The organism is Amycolatopsis speibonae, assembly GCF_042647925.1.
GTDB classification, from domain to species: domain Bacteria; phylum Actinomycetota; class Actinomycetes; order Mycobacteriales; family Pseudonocardiaceae; genus Amycolatopsis; species Amycolatopsis speibonae.
Map to the genome: position 1 here is coordinate 20,252 of NZ_JBHRWK010000011.1, position 22,272 is coordinate 42,523.

Annotated in this window: 21 protein-coding genes; 10 read left to right on the plus strand and 11 right to left on the minus strand. The window is 69.6% G+C overall.

What is annotated here, in order from left to right; all coding sequences use genetic code 11:
- Positions 1 to 17: 17 nt before the first annotated feature.
- Positions 18 to 1,022, minus strand: coding sequence for an AsnC family protein (locus ACFOSH_RS05580; RefSeq protein WP_378237631.1), 1,005 nt, complete (start codon positions 1,020 to 1,022; stop codon positions 18 to 20).
- A gap of 134 nt (positions 1,023 to 1,156) precedes the next feature.
- Here ACFOSH_RS05580 and ACFOSH_RS05585 point away from each other — a divergent pair, with 134 nt between their 5' ends.
- The 5 genes from ACFOSH_RS05585 to ACFOSH_RS05605 all read left to right on the plus strand — a co-directional run bounded on the left by ACFOSH_RS05585 (position 1,157) and on the right by ACFOSH_RS05605 (position 7,750).
- The gene (locus ACFOSH_RS05585) at positions 1,157 to 4,471 is read left to right on the plus strand and encodes a DUF885 domain-containing protein (RefSeq protein ID WP_378237588.1); all 3,315 of its coding nucleotides are present in this window, start codon (positions 1,157 to 1,159) and stop codon (positions 4,469 to 4,471) included.
- Between the two features lie 39 nt (positions 4,472 to 4,510).
- Positions 4,511 to 5,299, plus strand: a complete 789-nt coding sequence (locus ACFOSH_RS05590) for a class I SAM-dependent methyltransferase (RefSeq protein WP_378237589.1) — start codon at positions 4,511 to 4,513, stop codon at positions 5,297 to 5,299.
- A gap of 32 nt (positions 5,300 to 5,331) precedes the next feature.
- Positions 5,332 to 6,372: an LLM class F420-dependent oxidoreductase gene (locus ACFOSH_RS05595; RefSeq protein ID WP_378237590.1), complete on the plus strand. Its 1,041-nt coding sequence runs from the start codon at positions 5,332 to 5,334 to the stop codon at positions 6,370 to 6,372.
- A gap of 202 nt (positions 6,373 to 6,574) precedes the next feature.
- On the plus strand, positions 6,575 to 7,531 hold the full coding sequence (locus tag ACFOSH_RS05600) for a Ppx/GppA phosphatase family protein (protein ID WP_378237591.1): 957 nt from the start codon (positions 6,575 to 6,577) through the stop codon (positions 7,529 to 7,531).
- 39 nt (positions 7,532 to 7,570) lie between these two features.
- A complete protein-coding gene (locus tag ACFOSH_RS05605; RefSeq protein WP_378237592.1) occupies positions 7,571 to 7,750 on the plus strand; it encodes a hypothetical protein in 180 nt (59 codons plus the stop codon).
- A gap of 17 nt (positions 7,751 to 7,767) precedes the next feature.
- On the opposite strand, the gene ACFOSH_RS05610 is transcribed toward ACFOSH_RS05605, so the two are convergent.
- Genes ACFOSH_RS05610 through ACFOSH_RS05620 form a run of 3 tightly spaced genes read right to left on the minus strand, consistent with a single transcriptional unit; the run spans position 7,768 to position 11,449 of the window.
- Positions 7,768 to 10,068 carry a glycoside hydrolase family 65 protein gene (locus ACFOSH_RS05610; RefSeq protein WP_378237632.1) on the minus strand — a complete coding sequence of 767 codons (2,301 nt, stop codon included), beginning with the start codon at positions 10,066 to 10,068 and terminating at the stop codon, positions 7,768 to 7,770.
- A 56-nt stretch (positions 10,069 to 10,124) separates the two neighbouring features.
- On the minus strand, positions 10,125 to 10,859 hold the full coding sequence (locus tag ACFOSH_RS05615) for an HAD family hydrolase (RefSeq protein ID WP_378237593.1): 735 nt from the start codon (positions 10,857 to 10,859) through the stop codon (positions 10,125 to 10,127).
- Positions 10,860 to 10,870: 11 nt separating this feature from the next.
- Positions 10,871 to 11,449, minus strand: a complete 579-nt coding sequence (locus ACFOSH_RS05620; RefSeq protein WP_378237594.1) for a TetR/AcrR family transcriptional regulator — start codon at positions 11,447 to 11,449, stop codon at positions 10,871 to 10,873.
- A gap of 72 nt (positions 11,450 to 11,521) precedes the next feature.
- Here ACFOSH_RS05620 and ACFOSH_RS05625 point away from each other — a divergent pair, with 72 nt between their 5' ends.
- Positions 11,522 to 12,028, plus strand: coding sequence for a PaaI family thioesterase (locus ACFOSH_RS05625; RefSeq protein ID WP_378237595.1), 507 nt, complete (start codon positions 11,522 to 11,524; stop codon positions 12,026 to 12,028).
- Here ACFOSH_RS05625 and ACFOSH_RS05630 read toward each other — a convergent pair.
- From ACFOSH_RS05630 to ACFOSH_RS05640, 3 genes are all read right to left on the minus strand, one after another.
- Positions 12,025 to 12,378, minus strand: a complete 354-nt coding sequence (locus tag ACFOSH_RS05630) for a nuclear transport factor 2 family protein (RefSeq protein ID WP_378237596.1) — start codon at positions 12,376 to 12,378, stop codon at positions 12,025 to 12,027. The two genes, ACFOSH_RS05625 and ACFOSH_RS05630, sit on opposite strands and share 4 nt — an antisense overlap.
- A 69-nt stretch (positions 12,379 to 12,447) precedes the next feature.
- Positions 12,448 to 13,650: an ROK family transcriptional regulator gene (locus ACFOSH_RS05635; protein ID WP_378237597.1), complete on the minus strand. Its 1,203-nt coding sequence runs from the start codon at positions 13,648 to 13,650 to the stop codon at positions 12,448 to 12,450.
- A gap of 230 nt (positions 13,651 to 13,880) precedes the next feature.
- Positions 13,881 to 14,609, minus strand: a complete 729-nt coding sequence (locus tag ACFOSH_RS05640) for a zf-HC2 domain-containing protein (RefSeq protein ID WP_378237598.1) — start codon at positions 14,607 to 14,609, stop codon at positions 13,881 to 13,883.
- A 58-nt stretch (positions 14,610 to 14,667) separates the two neighbouring features.
- Here ACFOSH_RS05640 and sigC point away from each other — a divergent pair, with 58 nt between their 5' ends.
- The 4 genes from sigC to ACFOSH_RS05660 all read left to right on the plus strand — a co-directional run bounded on the left by sigC (position 14,668) and on the right by ACFOSH_RS05660 (position 19,517).
- Positions 14,668 to 15,237, plus strand: a complete 570-nt coding sequence (sigC, locus tag ACFOSH_RS05645; RefSeq protein ID WP_378237599.1) for an RNA polymerase sigma factor SigC — start codon at positions 14,668 to 14,670, stop codon at positions 15,235 to 15,237.
- Positions 15,238 to 15,416: 179 nt separating this feature from the next.
- The gene (locus tag ACFOSH_RS05650) at positions 15,417 to 17,654 is read left to right on the plus strand and encodes a xanthine dehydrogenase family protein molybdopterin-binding subunit (RefSeq protein WP_378237600.1); all 2,238 of its coding nucleotides are present in this window, start codon (positions 15,417 to 15,419) and stop codon (positions 17,652 to 17,654) included.
- A gap of 26 nt (positions 17,655 to 17,680) precedes the next feature.
- Positions 17,681 to 18,136, plus strand: coding sequence for a (2Fe-2S)-binding protein (locus tag ACFOSH_RS05655; RefSeq protein ID WP_378237601.1), 456 nt, complete (start codon positions 17,681 to 17,683; stop codon positions 18,134 to 18,136).
- Between the two features lie 139 nt (positions 18,137 to 18,275).
- Complete coding sequence (locus ACFOSH_RS05660) at positions 18,276 to 19,517, plus strand: PucR family transcriptional regulator (RefSeq protein WP_378237602.1); 1,242 nt, start codon at positions 18,276 to 18,278, stop codon at positions 19,515 to 19,517.
- Between the two features lie 33 nt (positions 19,518 to 19,550).
- Here ACFOSH_RS05660 and ACFOSH_RS05665 read toward each other — a convergent pair whose 3' ends face one another.
- The 4 genes from ACFOSH_RS05665 to ACFOSH_RS05680 form a co-directional block, all read right to left on the minus strand.
- Positions 19,551 to 20,429 (minus strand): MFS transporter, encoded by an 879-nt coding sequence (locus ACFOSH_RS05665; protein ID WP_378237603.1) that lies wholly within the window; start codon positions 20,427 to 20,429, stop codon positions 19,551 to 19,553.
- Between the two features lie 73 nt (positions 20,430 to 20,502).
- Positions 20,503 to 20,835 carry a hypothetical protein gene (locus tag ACFOSH_RS05670; protein ID WP_378237604.1) on the minus strand — a complete coding sequence of 111 codons (333 nt, stop codon included), beginning with the start codon at positions 20,833 to 20,835 and terminating at the stop codon, positions 20,503 to 20,505.
- Between the two features lie 12 nt (positions 20,836 to 20,847).
- Positions 20,848 to 21,333, minus strand: a complete 486-nt coding sequence (locus ACFOSH_RS05675) for a hypothetical protein (RefSeq protein ID WP_378237605.1) — start codon at positions 21,331 to 21,333, stop codon at positions 20,848 to 20,850.
- A gap of 133 nt (positions 21,334 to 21,466) precedes the next feature.
- The gene (locus ACFOSH_RS05680; protein WP_378237606.1) at positions 21,467 to 22,225 is read right to left on the minus strand and encodes a class I SAM-dependent methyltransferase; all 759 of its coding nucleotides are present in this window, start codon (positions 22,223 to 22,225) and stop codon (positions 21,467 to 21,469) included.
- Positions 22,226 to 22,272: the final 47 nt, after the last annotated feature.

Below are 22,272 nucleotides of genomic sequence, written 5' to 3' on the forward strand. Positions count from 1 at the left end.
CGGGGACGGGCGACGCGCTAGTCGTCGATCGACCAGGTCAGCGTGCGTTCGTCCGGTTCCGGCCGCGGCGACCAGCGCACGGCGACCACGCGGGTGGCGTCCGGCAGCACGTAGACGGTGTGGCCGCCGAGGGTCTCGCCCGGCCGGACGCCGATCTTGTGCGGCGGCCGCGAGGTCAAGGAGACCGGCGCCTTCGTGATCGGCTTGCCGTCCGCGCTGAGCAGTTCGAGGTAGTTGTCCGGCAGCGACACGAACGGGATGTTCCCGCGGTTGGTGATCTCGGTGTGCACCACCACCGACCGTTCCCCGGCTTCCAGCGAGTAGCCCGCCGCGCTGAACAGGTAGTCCGCCGGGTCCTGGACCTCGAGCAGCTGGACGGTGAGCTGCTCGCCCTCCAGGCCCTGGGTCTCCATGACGTCGCCGGTCTTGCCCTTCTTGCCCTCCGGGACCGGCCGCGGCGCGGGCTGCTGCTCGTCGCCGCGGGCCCAGGACGCGGTCTGCGGGACACCCCAGGTGCTCATCACCGGGTCGGCGGGCGCCATCGGGGGTGCGAACTGCTGCTGCGGCGGGGCGGGCGGACGCTGCTGAGGCGGAGCCATCGGCTGGCGCACCGGGGCCGACGGCGGACCGGGGTACCGGCCCGACGGCGTGCCGTGCACGTTGTACGGCCCCGACGGCGTCCCTTGGACGTTGTACGGTCCGGAAGGCGTGCCCTGGACGTTGTACGGCCCGGACCCCTGACCCGGCTGGCGCTGAGGCTGCGGGGGCTGCTGAGGCTGGGGGGCTTGCTGGGGCTGCTGTGCCCACGAGGGGGGCGAGCCGGCGATGGCGGCCCGTAACCCGTTCGGGTCGCTCTCCACGCCCACGAGCAGCGGCAATCCGCTGCCGGAGAGGGCGACGAGGCGGTACGCGACTTCGCGCGGATCCATCCCCACCTTGGCCGCGAGTTCGTGCACGGCCGCCTTGCCCAGGTCCGCGAGGGCGGCGAGCAGGCGGATGTCCACGGGATCGGTCACGGCCACGTCCGGGAACGCTACCGTCTCGCCCCCGGCGCCGCGGGAGAGGCCGTCCGTGTGCCGCAAAACCCCGCTTCGGTAGGACGCGCTCTCCATTAGGGTCGGGGTCACCGCCTCCACCGAACCCCTGGGGAAGAAACATGAGCGAAGTCTCCGCCCTCGCCGACGAGTTCGTCGAAGCCCTCTTCGACGCCGAGCCGGTCACGCCCGCTTTGCAGGGCTTCCGTCCGGAATCGACCGGGCTCACCGATCTCAGCGAGGCCGCCGGAGACGCCTTCCGCGCGACTCTGGCCGGTTTCGCCGAGCGGGCCGAGGCCATCGGTACCGACGGGCTGAGCGCGGAGGAGAAGACCACCCGCGACGTCCTGATCGCGACGACGCGGGGGAGGATCGCACTGCTGGACTCGCGGTTCGTCGAGTTCACCGTCAGCGACCTGTTCATCTCGCCCGCCGCCGAGGTGCTCACCGTGCTGCCGATGATGTCGGTCGGCACGGGTGCCCAGGCCGAGGCCCACCTCGGGCGGATCGCCGCGATCCCGGAGTACCTGCGGCAGGCCGCGCAGCGGCATCGCGACGGCGTCGCCAAAGGCCTGGTCCCGGTCGCGTACCTGGTCGACTCGACCGTCGCGTACCTCGACCGGTACCTCGCCGAGCCGTCGGCCGATCCGCTGCTGCGCCAGCCCGCGCCCGACGACGACTTCGAGACCCGCCGCGCCGACCTGCTGCGCGACGTCGTCCGGCCCGCGATCGCGGAGTACCGCGAGGTGCTCGCGAAGGAGATCGCGCCGCACGGCCGTCCCGAGGACAAGCCCGGCGTCTGCTGGCTGCCCGACGGCGAGCGCATCTACGCCCTGCTCGCCGAGATGCACACCACGACCGTCCGAACCCCGCGTGAGCTGCACCAGACCGGGCTCGACGTGATCGCGAACCTCGCCGCCGAGTACCGCGAGTACGGCTCCCGTGTCTTCGGCACCGCCGACCTCGCCGAGATCTTCACCAAGCTCCGCACCGACCCGGCGCTGCGCTGGTCCGACGCCGAGGAGATGCTGGACTCCGCCCGCGCGGCCATCACCAGGGCCGAAGCCGAGGCGCCGAAGTGGTTCGGCCGGATCCCGCCGCAGCCGTGGACGGTCGAGCCGGTCCCCGCCGAATCCGCGCCCGGCGCGCCCGCCGCCTACTACATGTGGCCCGCGGTCGACGGCTCCCGGCCGGGGATCTACTTCGCCAACACCCACAAGGCGGAGGAGCGCTTCCGGCACGCGGCCGAGGCGACGGCGTTCCACGAGGCCATCCCCGGCCACCACTTCCAGCTGAGCCTCGCGCAGAGCCTCACCGAACTCCCCCTGCTGCGCCGCATCGGCGACTTCACCGCGTACGCCGAGGGCTGGGGGCTCTACACCGAGCGCCTCGCCGACGAGATGGGCCTGTACTCCGACGACGTCGCGAAACTCGGCATGCTGACGATGGATTCGATGCGCGCCGGACGCCTGGTGGTCGACACCGGGCTGCACGCGCTGGGCTGGAGCCGCCGCCAGGCCATCGACTTCCTCACCGAGAACACGCCGATGGCGCTGGTCGAGATCGAGTCCGAAGTGGACCGCTACATCGCCTTCCCCGGCCAGGCGCTGTCGTACATGGTGGGACGGCTGGAGATCCAGCGCATCCGCTCCGAAGCCGAGCTCACCCTGGGCAGCCGGTTCGACATCAAGGCCTTCCACGACGTCGTGCTCGGCGGGGGGTCGCTGCCGCTTTCGGTGCTGGACGGCGTGGTCCGCGACTGGGTCGCCGGTCATGGCGACACCTCGAACGGTCTCGCCGAAGAGCTGATGGAGCTCAAGTTCGAGGAGCTCCCGCTGTGGCGTTCGCTGCTCGGGCTCCCCGGCGACCACGGGACCATGCCGGACCCGAGCGCGGAGGCCGCGGCCAACCAGCGCGCGTCGGCGGTCGCCCTCGCCGAGCGGGCCGAAGCTTTGGGCACCGAAGGGCTTTCCGCGGCCGAGGCGGTCACCCGCGAGGTCGTGATCCAGCAGGCGAGGGCGATGGTCGACTTGGTCGACGCCCGCGCCGACGAGTTCTCGGTCAGCGACGGGCTGGCCTCGCCCGCGTTGTTCATGCTCAACGAACTCGCGGTGCTGTCGCTGAACGACGAGGAGAGGGTCCGGGGTTATCTGAAGCGGCTGGGCGGTATGGGCGTCTATCTGGACGCCCTGATCGTGCGGCAGCGGGCGGCGGCGGCCGAAGGGCTGATCCCGCCGGACTTCCTCGTCGAAAGCGGAATCGCTTACGTGGAGCGCTATCTCGGTGACGAGGCGGGTGACCCGCTGGCGCTCACCGCGTCCGTTTCCGTGGAGGGTTACGAAGCCGAACGGGACCGGCTGCTGGCCGAGGTCGTCCGGCCCGGCTACACCCGGTACCGCGACTTCCTCGCCACCGAGCTGCGTCCCGTGGCGAGGACCGAGAAGGAGCCGGGCCTCTGCGCGCTTCCCGGCGGGCAGGAGAAGTACGCCGCGCTGATCCGGGCGCACACCTCCACCGAGCGCACCGCGCGGGATCTGCACGACACCGGGCTCGACATGATCGCGAAACTGGCCGACCAGTACCGCGAGCTGGGCGAGAAGATCTTCGACACCAAGGATCTCGGCGAGATCTTCGAGCGGCTCCGCACCGATCCGGCCTTGCGCTGGCGAGACGGCGACGAACTGCTCGACGCCGCGCGTGACGCCATCACCCGCGCCGAAGCCGTTGCCCCGCAGTGGTTCTCGGCCATCCCCGAGGAACGGTGCGGGGTCGAGCCGGTCCCGCCGGCGGAGGCGCCCGGCGGCACGCTGGCGTACTACATCGAGCCGGCGCTGGACGGCTCGCGGCCGGGCACCTACTACGCGAACACCTACGAGGCCGAGCTGCGCCCGAAGCACACGAGCGAGGCGATCGCCTTCCACGAAGCCGTTCCGGGGCACCATTTCCAGATCTGCATCGCGCACAAGCTCAAGGGCCTGCCGATGCTGCGCGGTCACGCCGACGTCAACGCCTACGTCGAAGGCTGGGGGCTCTACTCGGAGCGCCTCGCCGACGAGATGGGGCTGTACTCCAGCGACCTGACCAGGTTCGGCATGCTCACCCAGGATTCGATGCGGGCCGGGCGGCTGGTCGTCGACACCGGGATGCACGCGCTCGGCTGGAGCCGCCAGCAGGCCGTCGACTACCTCGCCGAGAACACGCCGATGGCCCAGGTGGAGATCGAGGCCGAGATCGATCGCTACGCCGCCTTCCCCGGGCAGGCGCTGTCGTACATGGTGGGGCGGCTGGAGATCGAGCGGATCCGCGCCGAAGCGGAGGCCGCCCTCGGTGACCGCTTCGACATCAAGGGCTTCCACGAGGTCGTGCTGAGCAACGGGATCCTGCCGCTGCGTGTGCTGGACAACGTGGTGAAGGCGTGGGTGTCCGCACACAAATAGCGGTATCTCCGCGCCGGAGACCGTAAATACCCTCGCCCGATGGTGACCGCAGCCCAGGCGAAGGCCAAGTACGACCAGCTCGTGGACCGCTACGAGGACATCTTCTTCTACGTCGCCGACGTGGGGAGGGACCTCGTCGCTTTCGCGGATCCCGCGCCCGGCGCCCGGCTGCTCGACGTCGGGGCCGGGCGCGGGGCGGTCGCGCGGGCGGCGCTCGCCAAGGGCTGTGCCGTCACCGCCATCGACGCGTCGCCGCTGATGATGCGACGGCTGGCCGAAGAGCACCCGGAGATCTCCGCGAGCGAGGGAGACCTCTACCGGACGGGGTTCGCGGACGGGTCGTTCGACCTGGTCACCGCCGGTTTCGTGATGCAGGTCCTCGACGACCCGCTTGCCGCGCTCACCGAATTCCGGCGGGTACTGGCGCCGGGCGGCACGGTCGCGCTGTCCTTGGAACGGCAGTCCGTCGGCCGGCTGGGGTGGTTCCAGGACCTGAGCATCGAGTTCTTCGCTCCAGGGGGTGTTTCCGAGCCGCCGCCCGATCAGCCCGGCCCGCTGACCCACGACCGGCTGGACGCCCTGCTCGGCGAGGCCGGTTTCGAGGGCGTGACCAGGGAAACCGTCGAGCTGCCCAAGCCACTGTCCGGACCGGACGCGCTGTGGGACTGGATGATGCCGCGAGGGCTCGCCGAGATGGTCCCGGCGCTGCCGCCCGAGCGCGGTGAGGAGTTCAGACGCCGGTTCCTCGAGGGTGCGCGGCACATGCACGAAGAAGGCGGCATCGTCCTCGAGTTCGCGGCGACCCTGCACCGGGCATACTATCGCTAAGCGAACGCTCAGTAACTTACGAGGAGATGCGGATGAGGATCGGGACCGCGATCAACTACGCCGGTGGTTTCGCCGAGAGCGTGGCGGACATCGTCGAGCTGGAGAAGGCCGGCCTGGACATCGTCTTCGTCCCCGAGGCCTACTCGTTCGACGCGGTCAGCCAGCTCGGCTACGTCGCGGCGAAGACCGAGCGGGTCCAGATCGCCTCCGGCATCTTCCAGATCTACACGCGGACGCCGACGCTGACCGCGATGACCGCGGCCGGGCTCGACTTCGTCTCCGACGGCCGGTTCACCCTCGGCATCGGCGCGTCCGGTCCGCAGGTCATCGAGGGTTTCCACGGCGTGAAGTACGACGCGCCGCTCGGCCGCACCCGCGAGATCATCGACATCTGCCGTCAGGTGTGGCGGCGGGAGAAGGTCGTGCACTCCGGCACGCACTACACGATCCCGCTGCCGCCGGAGCAGGGCACGGGCCTCGGCAAGCCGCTGAAGCTGATCAACCACCCGGTGCGTCAGCGGATCCCGATCCTGCTGGCCTCGATCGGCCCGAAGAACGTCGCGCTCACCGCCGAACTCGCCGAGGGCTGGGAGCCGATCTTCTTCCACCCCGAGAAGGCCTCCGAGGTCTGGGGCGCGTCGCTGGCCGAGGGCAAGGCGAAGCGCGACCCGTCGCTGGGTGAGCTGGACACCTTCGTCGGCACCGCGCTGGCGATCGGTGACGACGTCGACGGGCTGCTGGACCACCTGCGGGGCATGCTGGCGCTGTACATCGGTGGCATGGGCGCCCGCGGCAAGAACTTCTACAACAGCCTCGCCCAGCGGTACGGCTACGAGGCCGAAGCCAAGCTCATCCAGGACCTGTACCTGGACGGGAAGAAGGACGAGGCCGCCGCGGCGGTGCCGAAGGAGCTGATCCAGGCGATCTCGCTGATCGGCCCCGACGGGTATGTCAAGGAGCGGCTGGCCGCCTTCCGTGAGGCCGGCGCGACCACGCTCGTGGTCAACCCGATGCTGCCCGGTCGCGAGGCCCGCGTCGCCCAGGTTTCGAAGCTTCGTGAGCTCGTTGGTTAGCCACGCGAAGGAGTCGAACCTCTCACCTGTATCGATACGGTATACTTGACCTGCGTCGGTAGACCCCCTGCGCGATCAAAAACCGGACTTCCGGTGAAAAGAGAACGTAAACCACGCCTGAACGGCCGGAAAATCCGCCATTATCAGGAGTGGAAGCGATACCTCGGGGGAATACGTTCGCGACGAAGGTGAGGTGCCTCGCGTGCGCAAGCAGATCGGCGAGCCGTCCGCCGCGGTCCTGGATGTCGGGTCGTTCAGTGCACGGCTGGTGGTTCTGGCCAAGGGTGGTTCGCCGCTCGATCCCGTACTGAGCCACCAGACACGACTGCGGCTCGACAGGGAACTCGACGATGACGGGAACCTGACCAGGCGTGGCATCGACGCGGTCTCTTCCGCCGTCGAGGCGGGGATGACCATGGCCGCCAAGCACGGCGTCGAGGACGTGTACCCGCTCGCCACCTCGTCGATTCGCGACGCGGCCAACGTGAAGCAGGTCGTCTGCGACGTCGCCAAGGCCACCGGGGTCAAATTGCGGTTCCTCACCGGCCGCCGCGAGGCCGAACTGGCCTACGTCGGCGCGCGCCGGTGGTACGGCGCTTCGGCCGGCGGGTTGCTGGTGCTCGACATCGGCGGCGGGACAGTCGAACTCGCCGCGGGGGAGGCCGAAGAGGCCGGGTTCGCGCATTCACTGCCGCTCGGGGCCCGCTCCCTGACGCGGGACTGGTTCGCCACCGAGTGCCCGTCGCCCAAGGTCGTACGGGCGATGCGGGAGCACGTGCTCGACGAGGTCCGCGACGCGATGCAGGACGTCCTTCCGCACATCCGCGACCACCGCGCCGTCGGCTGTTCCAAGGTGTTGCGGCAACTCGCCCGGCTGGCCGGCGACAGGCCGTCGCGCGCGCGGGAACTGCACCTCGACGACCTCCGTGCGTGGATCCCGCGGCTGGCGAAACTGCCCGCGAAAAGCCGCGCCGAGCTGCCGGGCATCTCGCGGCAGCGCTCGCATCAGGCACTCGCGGGCGCGATCGTCGCCGAGGCGCTGCTGATGCTTTCCGGGGGCCAGGTCGCCATCTGCCCGTGGTCCACCCGGGACGGGCTGCTGCTCGGCATGCTCGACGGACTGGTCACGCTGGACGGAAAACCGGCGAAAGCCGCCTGAAAGCTGGCGTATCCGGCCGCGAACGGGTACCCCGGACATATGAGGGAAAGCAAGAAGAGCTTCGGGCAGGACGACGAAGAAGACCTCGACGACCTTCGCGGAATCCAGCCGAAGACCGACGTGCCGAGCGCGCCCAACCGTGATGTGGGCCCGCACGGCACCGAAGAGGTCGACGGCGTGCCGGGCAGCGGCGAAGTGCCGATCGAACCTCCGGACTGAGCACGCCAGGTGACCGGTCAGGCGCCCTTCGGCCGTCGCCGCACCGGAGCGCGGCCCGCGGGCTGCACCGGCGCCGGACCCGGATCGAGCGCCGGGATCGGCAGCCGCACCGGCTCGGAGGTCACCGTGAAGGTCTCGCCGTGGTGCGCCAGTTCCAGCGGTTCCCCGGTGAGCACGTGGTACGTCGCGGCCTCGCGGTCGAACTCGACCTGGAACCGGGTGCCGCGGAAGGTCAGCCGGAACGCGATCCGCTGGAGTCGCGGTGGCAGCCGCGGTGCGAAGGTCAACCGTCCACCGTGGTCACGCAGGCCGCCGAACCCGGCGACGGTGCCTTGCCACGCGCCCGCGAGTGAGGCCAGGTGCAGGCCGTTGCGGACGTTGTTGTGCACGTCGTGCAGGTCGGTGAGTGCCGCCTCGGCGAGGTAGTCGTAGGCCAGGTCGAGATGCCCGACCTCGGCCGCGACCACGGCCTGCGTTCCCGCCGACAGCGAGGAATCCCGCACCGTCCGTGCCTCGTAGTAGGCGAAGTCGCGCGCCTTCTCTTCCGGGGTGAAGGAATCGCCGCACAGGTGCAGCGCGAGCACCAGGTCGGCCTGCTTGACCACCTGCTTGCGGTACAGGTCGAAGTACGGGAAGTTCAGCAGCAGCGGGTAGAAATCCGGTTCCGTGGCCTCGAAATCCCACTCGTCGTGCTCGAGGAATCCTTCGGACTGAGGGTGGACGCCGAGATCCTCGTCGTAGGGCACCAGCATCGCGTCGGCCGCCTTACGCCACAGCGCGACCTCGTCCTCGGTGACCTCGAACGCGGCCGCCACGTCCGCGTGCGCTCCGCAGATTTCGGCTGCGTAGAACAGGTTCCGGCGAGCCATCAGGTTCGTGTAGACGTTGTTGTCCGCCACCGCGGAGTACTCGTCCGGTCCGGTGACGCCGTCGATCCGGAACCGGCCGCGCCGGTCGAAATGCCCCAGTGACAGCCACATCCGCGCGGTTTCGAGGAGCAGTTCCGCGCCGCAGGTCCGCATGAACTCGTCGTCGCCGGTGGCGTTGAGATAGCGCACGACGGCGTCCGAGATGTCGGCGCTGACGTGGAACGCGGCCGTGCCAGCCGGCCAGTACGCCGAGCATTCCGCGCCGTTGATGGATCGCCAGGGGAACGCCGCACCGCGCAAACCCAGCTGTGTCGCCCTTTCCCGTGCTTTGTCCAAAGTGGAGTGCCGCCAGCGCAGTGCGTCCCTGGCGGCGTCCGGCATGCTGTAGGTGAGCGCGGGCAGGACGAAGGTCTCGGTGTCCCAGAACGCGTGCCCGTCGTACCCCGGGCCGGTCAATCCCTTGCCCGCCAAGGCCCTCGTCTCACCGCGGGCTCCGGCCTGCAACAGGTGGAAGAGCGCGAACCGTACCGCTTGCTGCAGTTCCGGATCACCGTCGATCTCGATGTCCGAGGTCTCCCAGAAGTCGTCGAGGAACTGCTTCTGTTCGGCGAGCAGGCCCTTCCAGCCGGTCTGCCGGGCCCCGGCCAGCGCGGCCTCGACCTGGGCGCGCACGGCGGGCACCGAACGTTGCGCGGACCAGCCGTAGGCGAGGAACTTGGTGATCCGCAGCCGTCCGCCCTTCGGCACGTCGACGGCGATGGTGAGCCGCGCCAGATCCTCCTCGGCCCCGATATGCGTGCGGACACCGTCGGAGACGTCGATCTTGTGGTCCATCGCGGCGGCCATCCGCAACCCGGATCGGCGGGTCTGGTGCACCAGGACGGCGTGGTAGGCCTCAGCATGGTGGTATTCCCCGACCAGCGGCGACTCCAGTGCCGCCGCGACCCGCGGATCACGCGTGTCGGACTCGACCGGTTCGTTCGCCAGCAGATCCGACTGCACCACCAGCTGGAGCTCGTCGTCGAGCGGTTCGACCTCGTACCGGATCGCGGCGACGGCGCGCTGGGTGAAGGAGACCAGGCGTTCGGTCCTCACCCTGACCCGGCGCCCGGTCGGCGAGGACCACACGGTGTCGCGCGCGAGGGTGCCCTTCCGGAAGTCGAGGACGCGATCGTGGTCCGTCGCCTGCCCGTATCGCATGTCGAGCGGTTCGTCCTCGACCAGCAGCCGGATGACCTTGCCGTCGGTCACGTTGACGACGGTCTGTCCTTCTTCCGGGTATCCGTAGCCGGTTTCCGCGTAGGGGAGGTCGTGCTCCTCGTAGAAACCGTTGAGATAGGTGCCCGGCAGGCCGCGGGGTTCGGCCTCCTCCAGCGTGCCGCGCAGGCCGATGTGCCCGTTGGACACCGCGAACGCCGATTCGGTGCGCTGCAACGCGTCGACGTCCATGCCGTGCCAGCGCAGCTCCCAGGGCGAGACCTCGTAGCCGCGGAGAAACGATTCGGTCACTTGCGGTCCTCCAGGAGTTCGGCGAGGTCGTCCACCACGACGTCGGCACCGTGCGCGAGCAGTTCGCCCGCCTGGTGCGCGCGGTTCACCCCGACCACGTAACCGAATCCGCCGTCTTTTCCGGCTTGCACGCCCGCGAGCGCGTCCTCGAAGACGGCCGCGTTCTCCGGTGCGATACCGAACGCCTCGGCACCGGCGAGGAACGAGTCGGGGGCGGGTTTGCCACGCAAGCCCCTCTCCGCGAGCACGATCCCGTCGACCCGCGCTTCGACGAACCTGGTCAGGTCGGCGGCGTCGAGCACCTTCGCGCCGTTGGCCGACGAAGTGACCACGCCGATGCGCAATCCGGCCGCCTTCGCCGCCTCCAGGTAGCGCACGGAACCCGGATACGGGGTGACACCCTCGTCGTCGATGATCTTCAGCACGAGCTGGTTCTTGCGGTTCCCGACGCCGTTGACGGTGGCGGCGTCGATGCCGTCGTCCGGCTTTCCCTCGGGCAGTTCGATCCCGCGCGAGGTGAGGAAAGTGCGGACTCCGTCGGCCCTCGGCCTTCCGTCGACGTAAGCCGCGTAGTCGGTGTCGGTGAACGGAGAGAACGTGTCACCGTCGCGGGAACGCAGGAAGTCGTCGAACGTGCGCTTCCACGCTTCGCGGTGCTGGGCCGCGGTTCCGGTCAGTACGCCGTCGAGGTCGAAGAGGCAGGCCGTGATGGTGTCGGGCAGACCGATCATGTCTGGCCACGCTACCCGCGCTCGCCGGTACTCGCGCGGATCACGAGTGCGACGTGCCGCGCGGCCCGGTCCAGCGGATCGGGTGACCGGCGGATCCGGCTGACCAGCAGGGCGCCTTCGAGGTTGTTCACGATGGCCGTCGCGAGGTCTTCGGCGTCTTGGGCGCCGTGGCCGGTGAGCAGTTCCACCAGCAGCCGGTGCCAGGCGGCGAAAGCGTCCTGGCACGCCTTGGTGATCGCGGGCGAGGCGTGCGCCATCTCCAGCGTGATCGTGGCGAGCGGGCAGCCGCCGCGGTAGTCGTCGGCGGCCAGCGCCTCGCCCGCCTTGCGGTACCACCAGCTCACGGCGTCCTCGACGGTCTCGTTGCGCTCGAAAGCGCGGCGGACCGTCTTCGCCACGACGGTGGTGCCGAGTTCGATCGCGGCGACGGCCAGCTGCTCCTTGCCGCCGGGAAAGTGGTGGTACGCCGACCCCCACGGCGTCCCGGCCTGTTCGACCAGCCGCCGCCACGACGTGGCCTGGTAGCCCTCGCGGCGGAAGAGCGTCATCGCGGTCGAGATCATCCGCTCGCGGGTGGTGGTGTCGGACACGTCCACGAGCATAGCCCTTGACTAGGACGATCGTCTTAGGAAAGTCTAGGACGACCGTCTTGGGAGGCAGGTATGACCGTCGACGCCACCGCGGAGACCAGGCAGAAGACCGTGACCTGGCAGGATCCGCTGCCCACCGCCCGGCTCGGCCGCGAGCTGTCCGGGCTCGACTACCTGACCGGTATCGCGGAGGGGCGGATCCCGCCGGCGCCGATCTCGGCGCATTTCGGCATGCGCTGGGTGAGCGTGGCCGAGGGCGACGTCGTGCTGGCCGCGACGCCGGACGAGTCGCTGTACAACCCGATCGGGACCGTGCACGGCGGTGTCGCGGCGACCCTGCTGGACTCGGCGGTGGCATGCGCGGTGCACTCGACCCTGCCCGCCGGGGTCGGGTACACCTCGGTCGAGTTGAAGGTGAACTTCCTGCGCGCGATTTCCGGTTCGATGGGGGAGATCCGCGCGCACGGCTGGATCGTGAAGGCCGGTTCGCGGGTCGCGTTCGCCGAGGGCGACATCCGCGACCCGCAGGGCAAGGTACTCGCGACCGCGTCGAGCACCTGCCTGATCATCAAGCCCTAGAACATCTCGGCGCCGGGCGGCACCGGCTGCTTGACGTCCCAGTGCTCCACGATGAGCCCGTCCTCCACGCGGACGATGTCGACGACGGCCGCGCCGAGTTCCTCACCCGGCCGGACGACGTGCAGGTGCACGACGACGTGCTCGTCGTCGGCGATCACACGTTTGACGGCGACGTCCGCGCCTGCCATCGGCGAATTCCGCATCGCTTCGGCGAAAGCCTCGCGGCCGGACGGGAAACCCGGGCTGTGGGTGACGAAATCCGGATGCACGTTCGTGCTCGCGGCGTCGAAGTCCTTGTGTACGAACATGTTCTCGAAGCAGTCGAGGACGATCTTCTTGGCTGTGGTCATGGGAGCCATCGTTCCGCGACGGTTCGACGCCGTCGATTACCGCGGAGGGAATGGCTCAAGGCGCGCCGTTCAGGCCGCGCCCACCTTGCGCTCGAAGACCAGGCCCTCGGCGGCGCGCAACCCGACGCTGATCGCGCCGGTCAGCACGCCGTCGTCACCGAGTTCGCCCTGGACGACCGACGGGACGAGCGGGGTGAACGACCGCAGGGCGCGGTCGATCGGGTCGAGCAGCAGATCGGCCGCGGTGCCGATACCGCCGCCGAGCACGATCAGTTCGGGGTCGATCACGGCCGCCACCGAAGCCACCGTGTACGCGAGTCTGTCCGCCTCCGCCTCGACGGCGCGCATGGCGAGTTCGTCGCCGTCGCGGGCGAGCCGGAAGACTTCGCGGGCCGATTTCGCCGTGCCGAGGCCGAGTTCGCGCGCGCCGCGGACGACGGACTGTGCCGCCGTCGCCTCTTCGAGGTGGCCGCGGACCGGCGGGGCGTCTTCGCCCTCGCCCGCCGCGTGCGATTGGCCGTAGGGCAGGTAGCCGATTTCGCCCGCCGCGCCCGTCGCGCCGCGGAAGACCTGGCCGTTGACCATCACGCCCATGCCGACGCCGGTGCCGATGGTGATGCAGCCGAACACGGACGCGCCGCGCGCGGCACCGCGTTCCCATTCGCCGACGGCGGTGAGGTTCGCGTCGTTCTCGACCATGAGGTCCGGGCCGAGGACGCCTTCGAGTTCGTCGAGCAGGCCGGCCTTGCCCCAGCCGGGCAGGTTCGGCGCGTGCCGGAAGCAGCGTTTGCCCGGATCCGCGACGCCGGGGGAGCCGAGGACGCGCACGACGATGTCGGCCTGGCTCAGTCCCGCTTCGCGCACTGTCGCCGCCGCGAGGGCGCCCACGGCGCTGACGAGCGCGGTGCCCGAACGCGAGGTGTTCCGCTCGTCACGGCGGGCGACCACGGTGTGGCCGAGGTCCGAGACGGCGACGCGGAGGTGCTCGCGTCCGATGTCGACACCCAGGACGTATCCGGCCGTGGGGTCCGCTTCGTAGAGGACGGCGGACCGGCCGGTGCCGGTCGAGGTGTGCCCGGTCGCCCTGGCGAGCCCGGCCGCTTCGAGGGCCAATAACGCTTGGCTCACCGTGGGTTTCGAGAGACCGGTGTCCTTGGCGACTTGCGGCCGCGTGGCGGGGCCGCTGCGGCGCAGGAGGTCCAGCACGGCGCGCTGATTGATCTTCCGCATCCCGGCGGGGGTGCCGACGGGCGGACTTTCTGCGCCAACCACGAGCTTCGCCTCCTGTCGAACCAAGGTGTCCCCACCAAAGTTATCCGGGTCCGGCCCGAAAAGGGCAAGAAGGTTTACATTCGGTGGCTCCCTGGCGACGATAACCGTGCTCAGGCCGCGATCCGCGCACGCCGCGCGTGAAATCCGGTGAATCACCCGGTATCCGGGCACGTGCTCCCAGTGACCGGCAATGGTCTAGACCAAGCTGGACCAAGTCGGTGAAGTCCGGGTCAGGCGACGTGACGGCTCGCCGGACGCCGGAAACCCCTGTGCTGGCGGGGCCGCTCGGGGGCTTCGCCGGTCTCGTGGCCCGCTTCAGTGGGGTAGCCGTCCGAGGTGTCGGCCGTCGTCGCGGGGCTCGGGCGGTCGCGCAGGCGGTGCTGCCGATTGACCACGTACAGCAACAGCACTCCCGCGACGACCAGGCCGTGGGTGAGCACGCGCCCGGCGGTGACCTGGCCCGTGACGAGGTCGCCCGCCGACAAGGCCAGGAGCAGCGCGACGAAACCGGTCAGCGCCGGCAGCTGCCCGGCCGCGGCCTTCGTGCGGAAGGCCGCCCAGCCGAGCCCGAGGCCGACGGCGAGGTTCCAGGCGCTGCTCTCATGGGAAAGGTGCCCGATCAGGGATTCCGTGCCGTGGCCCGCGGTGTGGTCTTCGACGCCCAGCAGCTGGGCGAAGGCGAGGCCGAGCTGCGCGATCGCGACCACGGCGAGGGCGATCCTGGCGGGCCAGCCCTCGCTCGGCGGGGCGGGGGTGCGTTCCAGGATGACGGCGGTGAGGTCCGGGACCGGGGGAGCCGGGCGCAACAGCATCGTCCGGTGCAGCCGCTCGGCGCGCGCGAGCCACGACCGGCAGGCGGCGCAGCCGGTCACGTGCCGGTCGACCACCTCGGGCGGGGCGGGTTCGGTTTCGCCGTCGAGCCGGGCCGACAGGGCCTCGCGGCAGGTCTCGCACTTCACGTCTCACTTGTCGGGCGCGGGCCTGCCCCGGTTCCCGGGACGCTGCTACGTTTCTCGTATGGCCGGGGCGCGCAACCACGACGACGAGCGGGTGACCGGGCTCGCTCTCGCCGCAGCCCGCGGCGACCGGCGGGCGCTCGAGGACTGGGTGCGTGCCACTCAGGCCGATGTCTGGCGCTTCGTCGCGCACCTCGCCGACGTCGGCGCAGCCGACGATCTCACCCAGGAGACGTACCTGCGCGCGTTCGGCAGCCTGCGCCGGTTCGCCGGCCGGTCGTCCTCGCGGACCTGGCTCCTGTCGATCGCGCGCCGCGTGGTCGTCGACCGCATCCGGGCGGCTTCGGCCCGTCCGAAACTCGCCGACGTCGACTGGGAAGCCACCGCCGAGCGTCGCGGCGCTCGTCAGGCGGAAGGTGTCGCGGGCTTCGAAGACCTCGTGGAGCTGCGGATGCTGCTCGACGGACTCGACCCGGAGCGGCGCGAAGTCCTCGTCCTCACCCAGGTGCTGGGGCTTTCCTACGCCGAGGCCGCAGAGATCTGCGGCTGCCCGGTCGGCACCGTGCGTTCCCGGATCGCCCGCGCCCGCGAAGACCTGCTCGAAGCGGGCCGGGAGCGCGACTCCATCTGACCCCGGCTGTGGCGCGTCACACATTCGGGGCCCTTCGCTGTCACCTCGTCACACAGATGGGCTGACACGACTACTCCGCGTTGACTAGGCCGAATGCCGATGCCTAGCGTGTCGCCATCCAACCCCAGGCCGCGCGAGGGTCCCCGCCTTCACCGCGCGCTCTCGAAGGGATCTTCCCGATGGCCAGTCCCACCACAGCTGAGGGTCAGGACCCCGGCGGCGTCGGCCGCCGCCGGTTCCTGACCTTCCTCGTCGCGGCGCCCACCCTCACGATCGCCACGAAGATCGGTATCGACACCGTCGCGCCCGAAGAGGCCGAAGCCGTCATCCCGACCCTGCCCGGCCCGGCCGAGATCCTCGACCTCGGCGATGTCCTGATCCTTTCGAACGCCCCCACCGCCGGTCTGCTCGTGCTCGAAGTCCGCGAAGACGGCCGGGTGCGGCTGGAACTGCCGCGGACCGAGGTCGGGCAGGGCATCACGACGGCGAACGCGATGCTGGTCGCCGAGGAGCTGGACCTGTCGCTCGACCGCGTCGACGTCGTGCTCTCCGACGCCCGCCCGGAACTGCTGTTCAACCAGCTGACCGGCGGCTCGAACACGATGCGTTCGCTCTACACCCCGGTGCGGACCGCGGCCGCCGCCGCTCGGGCCCGCCTGGTCGCCACGGCCGCGAAGCAGTGGGGTGCCAAGGCCGATCGGCTGTCCACAAGGGATGGCGCGGTGATCGCGCCCGACGGCCGCCGGATGGACTACGGCGCGCTGTCCCGGCCCGCCGCCCGCGCCGACCTCGGCAAGCTCACCGCGACCCCGAAAGCCGAGTCCTCGCACCAGCTGGTCGGCACGCCGCAATCGCGCAAGGACGCCCGCGCGATGGTCACCGGGCAGCTGAAGTACACGCTCGACCTGGACATCCCCGGTGCGAAGCCGGCCATGGTCCGGCGCCCGCCGACGATCAACGGCACGGTCAAGAAGGTCAACAACGAGGCCGCCGTCCGCGCGATGCCGGGCATCCTCGACATCGCCGTCATCAAGACCGGGGTCGCGGTGCTGGCCGAGACCTTCGGCCAGGCGCTCGACGGCAAGAACGCCCTCGACGTCACCTGGAACAGCGGCACCGTCGACGGCGAGAACAACGCGACGATCAAGAAGAAGCTGCAGGCCGCGGCGCTGCCGTTCGTCGTGCCGCCGCTGCTGACCCAGTACGTCGACGGCGAGTTCGACTTCGCCTTCGCGAGCCACGCGCCGCTGGAGACCAACTCGGCGGTCGCCGACGTCCGCGAGGACGGCGCGACCATCTGGTCGGGAATGAAGGTCCCAATCCTCGCCAAGCAGAACATCGCGGCGGAACTCGGCCTGCCCGCCAACAAGGTCATCGTGCACGTCCAGCAGGCGGGCGGCTCGTTCGGCCGTCGCCTGTTCTCCGACGGCGCGATCGAAGCCGCGCGGATCTCGAAGGCGATGAAGCGGCCGGTGCGGCTGATGTGGAGCCGCGTCGACGACATGCGCCACGGCCGCGCCCGCGCCGCGAGCCACCACAAGATCCGCGCCACCTTCGCGCTGGGCCAGGTCCTGACCTTCGAACACCGGGTCGCCAGCGTCGAGACCGACTGGGGCCACGGGCTCGGCGAGGTCCTCACCGCCTTCGCCGCGCAACTGCCTGTCGGCGGGAACCTGAGCTTCGCGCAGACGGTGTTCCTGCTGACGGTGAAGTCGCCGTACAACTTCGGCGTCACCACGCAGCTGCTCAACGAAGTCCCGGTGGACTTCCACACCGGCGCCTGGCGGTCGGTGTACTCGTCGAGCACCCGCGGCGCGGAAGAGATCATGGTCGACGAGATCGCCGCGAAGCTCGGCAAGGACCCGGTGGCGTTCCGGCGCGAGTTCATCAAGAACGACCGGCAGCGCGCCGTGCTGGACAAGGTCGCCGAACTCGGCGAGTGGGGCAAGAAGATGCCCAAGGGCTTCGCGCAGGGTGTCGCCGTGCACGGCGAGTACAAGTCGTACACCGCCTGCCTGGTCGAAATGGACGCCCGCGACCCGAAGAACCCGCGTGTCACCAAGGCGACCATCGCCGTCGACGTCGGCAAGCCGATCAACCCGCGCGGGATCGAGGCGCAGATGCTCGGCGGCCTGACCGACGGTATCTCCACGACGCTGACGGCGGGACTGCACATCGACAAGGGGCTCCCGCTGGAGGGCAGCTACTCGCAGTTCCACTACGCGCGGCAGAAGAACTCGCCGATGGACGTCAAAGTGCACGTGATGCCGGAGACGGGCGAGATCGGCGGCGCCGGGGAACTCGGCGTGCCCGCGCCGGTCGGCGCGATCGGGAACGCCTACGCGCGGGCCACCGGGATCAAACCGCGCAGCTTCCCGATCAACTTCCCGGTCGACTTCGAACCCTTCCCCCGCTGACTTTCCTTCCCCGTCAAGGAGTTCCGATGCCCAATTACACCTTCACGGTGAACGGGAAGACCGTCACCGTCGACGCGCCCGCGGATCTGCCCACGCTGTGGGCGCTGCGGGACAAGCTCGGCGTCCGCGGCCCGAAGTACGGCTGCGGGATCAACGTCTGCAAGGCCTGCACCAGCCACCTCGACGGTGAGGCCTTCAACCCGTGCGTGACGCCGGTGTCCGACTGCTCGGGCAAGGACATCACCACCATCGAAGGCCTCGCCGACGGTGAGGACCTGCACCCGGTGCAGGAGGCCTGGCTGGAGCAGGACGTCGCGCAGTGCGGCTACTGTCAGCCGGGGCAGATCATGGCCGCGGTGGCGCTGCTGAAGAAGACGAAGAACCCGACGGACGCCGAGATCGACGCGATCCAGAACGTCTGCCGGTGTGGTACCTACTTCCGGATCCGCGAAGCCATCAAGAGCGCGGCCGCGAAGATGTGAAATTCCGCCGGTGCGGTGAGAATCCCGATTTTTCACCGCACCGGCGGGCCCATGTGGCTTCGACAGGCCACTTCCGGGTGAGTCGTGTTAGATGACGTCCCCAGGGGCTCGACGAGGTGTCCCTGCCCGGAGGACGTCCATGCACTACCGAACCGTGCTCCGCGAAGGCTCGGCCGTCATCGTCGCCGAGCTGGCCGTCGAGGTCGAAAAGCAGCTGCCCGGCGTCATCGAGACCACCGTCGAGCAGATCCGCGCGGAAATGCCGGTGTACCACGACGCGCAGTTCGTCACCCTCGCCGAACTGCGGACTTCGGTGCGGAACAACCTCGAATACGTCATGCGGACCCTGCGCGGTACCGGGGAACCCGACCTCGCGCAGGCGCGGGCGACCGGCCGCGCACGGGCGTTGCAGGGCGCGCCGCTGCCGGAACTCCTACGGGCGTACCGGATCGGGCTCACCGAGGTGTGGAACCGGTTCGTCGAACTGACCGCTTCGGGTGAGCAGCAGGACCTCCGCGGCCTCGTCGCCGCGACGTCGGCGATCTGGGCGCTGATCGACGACTACGCCGAAGCGCTGACGACGACCTACCGCGACACCACCGCCGAAGTCATGCTGGCGCACCAAAGCAGGCGTTCCGCGTTGGTCGAGGCGCTGTTCGCCGGCGGCGCGGCCACCGAAGGCACGCTGTGGGACATCGCGCGCGTGCTGGAACTCTCGCTCGACGGGACCTACGTCGTCGTCGCGGCGGAGACCCCGCGCGTCGGGCACGAACCGTTGCCCCAGATAGAAAACCGGCTCCGCGACCGGCATCACGCGTCCGCCTGGCGGCTCACCCCCGACCTGCAGGTCGGCGTCGTGTCCATGCGGGACCCGTCGGCGTCCCAAGTGATCATCGAGCTGCTGCGGGAAGACCAGATCGGCCGGATCGGCGTCAGCCCGGTGTTCACCGGTCTCGGGAACACCTCCCGCGCCCTGCACCTGGCGCGGGTCGCGCTCTCCAGCATGCTGCCGGGGACGACGGGAATGGTGCAGTTCAACGAATCCCCGCTCGCCGGCCTCGTCGCCAGCGCGCCGGAGGCGTCGGTGCAGCTCGCGCACCACGTGCTGCGGCCGATCCTGGACCTGCCCGGCGACGACCGGAACGTGCTGCTGCTGACGTTGCGGGCGTGGTTCGAATGCCAGGGCTCGACGAAACTGACGTCGGAGCGGATGTTCTGCCACCCCAACACGATCCGGCACCGGTTGAAGCGGATCTCCGAGGAACTGGGCCGTTCGCTGACCGACCCGGCCGACATCGCCGAACTCGGCGCCGCCCTGCGCGCGCTCCACATGTTCCCCGATACCTCACATCTGCCCTCACCGAGGAATCCGCCGCGCTAGGTGCTCGTGTCCCGAGCGCCACGCCCGGGACACTCAACGTCTCAAGCGTGGCGCTCGGGACATCTCTGGGAGCGGGTCATGGGACCTGAGCCGCGCCATGGCGACCACGCCCAGCAGCGTGCCCAGCACCACGGGGTGAGCGCCGAAGACGGAGACCGAGACCAGGCAGCACGCCCCACTGACGGCCAGCGCCACGAGCGCGACGTCGATCCGCCCGAACCGGTCCGAGAGCGCTCCGCCGAGCAGGCAACCGATCGCCCCGCCGACACCGATGACGGTGAACGCGAGCAGGCTCACCGTGCCCGGCGAAGTCTTCGACGCGGCGGCCGCGTAGGCCGGGATCCAGGTCCAGAACGCGTAGAGCTCCCACATGTGGCCGAAGTAGCCGAACGCGATCAGCCGCTGGCGCCGATCGCGCGCCATCGTGAGCAGATATCTCGGCTCCCACGGCGGCGAGCGCCGGGCGGCCGGGCCGACGCGGACGAAGAGCACGGCCAGCAGCACACCGAGCGCGAGACCCCGGCTGTTCGGGAACCACGAGACGACGATCTTCATCCCGACCGGATAGACCCCGGCCAGCGCCACCCCGGTGCCGAACCGCAGCGCCACCGCGAGCCAGAACTGGTTGCCGCACAACGGAAAGAGCAACGTCAGCACGGCGCCCGTCGCGGCGCTCGCGGCCAGCAGCCGCTCGGGCCGGAGCCGGTCCGCGAGGTTGGCGACGGCCGACACCAGCGCTCCCACCGCGAAGCCGACCTGCACCGAAGCGGTGAGCAGGACGGTGCCCTGGGTGGAGAGCGCCCATTCCGCGCGGAGGGCGGGGACGACGCTCGACGCGGAGAACCACAACCCCATGGCAAGGATCTGGGCGGCGGAGGTGAGCGCCAGCTGGCGCGGTGCGGAGCTGGACACGCCCGCAGGTATCGCACCCACGAGCGCGTCCACTCAAGATCTCGCGCCGGTGATCACCCGAACGTGTAGCAGTTCAGGCGGTCGGCCAGGTGAGCGTGGTGGTCGAGGTGGGTGTCGTGCTCGGGTCGGAGCCGGCCAGCAGGAGGTGGACGTCGGATTCGGGGGAGCCCGCCGGTTGCCGGTAGCAGGCGTAGATCACGGTGTGGACGGTCCCGCCGGAGGGCGCGTTCTCGTGCGCCCAGCGCAGTGCGTCGTGGACGTCGCATTCGGTGAGTTCGTGTTCCACGGCGTCCCAAGTGTCCTGCCCGGTGTCGTCGGCGATGGCGCGCCAGAATTCGACCAGGTAGCTGGGCGTGCCGGTGCTGACGACGTTCCCGGATCCCGTGTATCCGTCGGTCACCTTCATTGCGGGAGGATGTCATACCCCGCACGGAAGAGTTGCCGTCGGGCTGTCCACGACCGCGGCTTGGGGAATGCCGCGCCAGACCGCGTTCACTGAAGCCCTGCCGAACCAGGCCGTGTTCCCGGTGCCGTCGCGGTTGTATCCGATCTGCTTGTTCTCGACGGAGACCTGGCCGGCGTTAGTCGAGGTCGGAGCATCACCGTATGCGGTTGTCGTTCCGCCGACAACGGCGTACATCTGGCCGGTCAAGGAGATGGTGTCCATGATCTCGGCGCAGGTTATTTTCGGCTTGAAGCCGACAACTTTCTTGGCTCCTGAAGTGCGTAGGCAGGTGTTTCCAGTTTTGAGCTCGCAGTGCGGCGCGGGAGTCGCGTTGCCGATGAGGCCGGTGAAGGTAACGGTGTGAGTGGCTTCTGTTGTAGCGGCGGCAGCTCCCGGCGTGAGAAGGAGCGGGGCGAGAGCGAAAGCCGCGAAAATCATCGAGTGCGTTCGATTGATCACGTAGCCCGACGCTGCTGGTTGAATGTGGTCTGGTGAAGATATTTCGGTGTAAATCGCGCGATGGCGTGACAACAATTTAAGGACTTGCGAAACGTGTTCCGTAATATCGAAAATCGCAACATCGAGCCGGTAATCACTCGAACGTGTCGCCGGGCTTGACGGCCTCCACGAGCACCCGCCGCGAATGCGCGACGAACATCCCATCGGTCTCGATCATCCGATGGAGTTCCGCGAGCCTGTCGCGGTACTTGCCCACTTCGAACCCCGGCACGATCCAGATCACCTTCCGGAGGAAGTGGACGACCGCGGCGAGGTCGAAGAACTCCATCCGCAGTTTCGCCGGTTCGAGCCGGTCCACCCGCAGCCCGACGGCCTCCGCCTCGGCGCGCAGCACTTCCGGCGTCCAGTCGCCGTAGTCCTGCGGGCCGATGAAGAACTCCTTCAGCTCGCGGACGGTGCCGGCGCTGATCTGTTGCGACAGAAAGGATCCGCCCGGACGCAGAACGCGGGCGATCTCCCGCCACGGGTTCTCGATCGGATGGCGGCTGCTCACCACGTCGAAGGATTCGTCGGGAAAGGGCAAAGGCGCGTCGTGCTCCGCCTCGACCACTTCGCCGCCCAGGGGCGCGAGGGTTTTCCGCGCCACCGCGACGTTGGGCGGCCAGCCTTCGGTGGCGGCGAGGACCGGCGGCGGTTTCGGGATACCCGCGAGCACCTCTCCGCCGCCGGTCTGCAGGTCCAGCCCCGCCGAAGCCGCCGCCATCCGTTCGCCGAGCAGCCGCGAGTAGCCCCACGGCGGCCGTTCCTCCGTGGCCCGGCCTTCGAACCAGGAGAAGTCCCAGCCTTCGACCGGGACGGCCTCTCCTTCGGCGAGCAGCTCCTCGAACGTCATGTCCGCAGTCTCTGTCCCGCAGCCGGATGGGGCAACGCGTTTTCGGG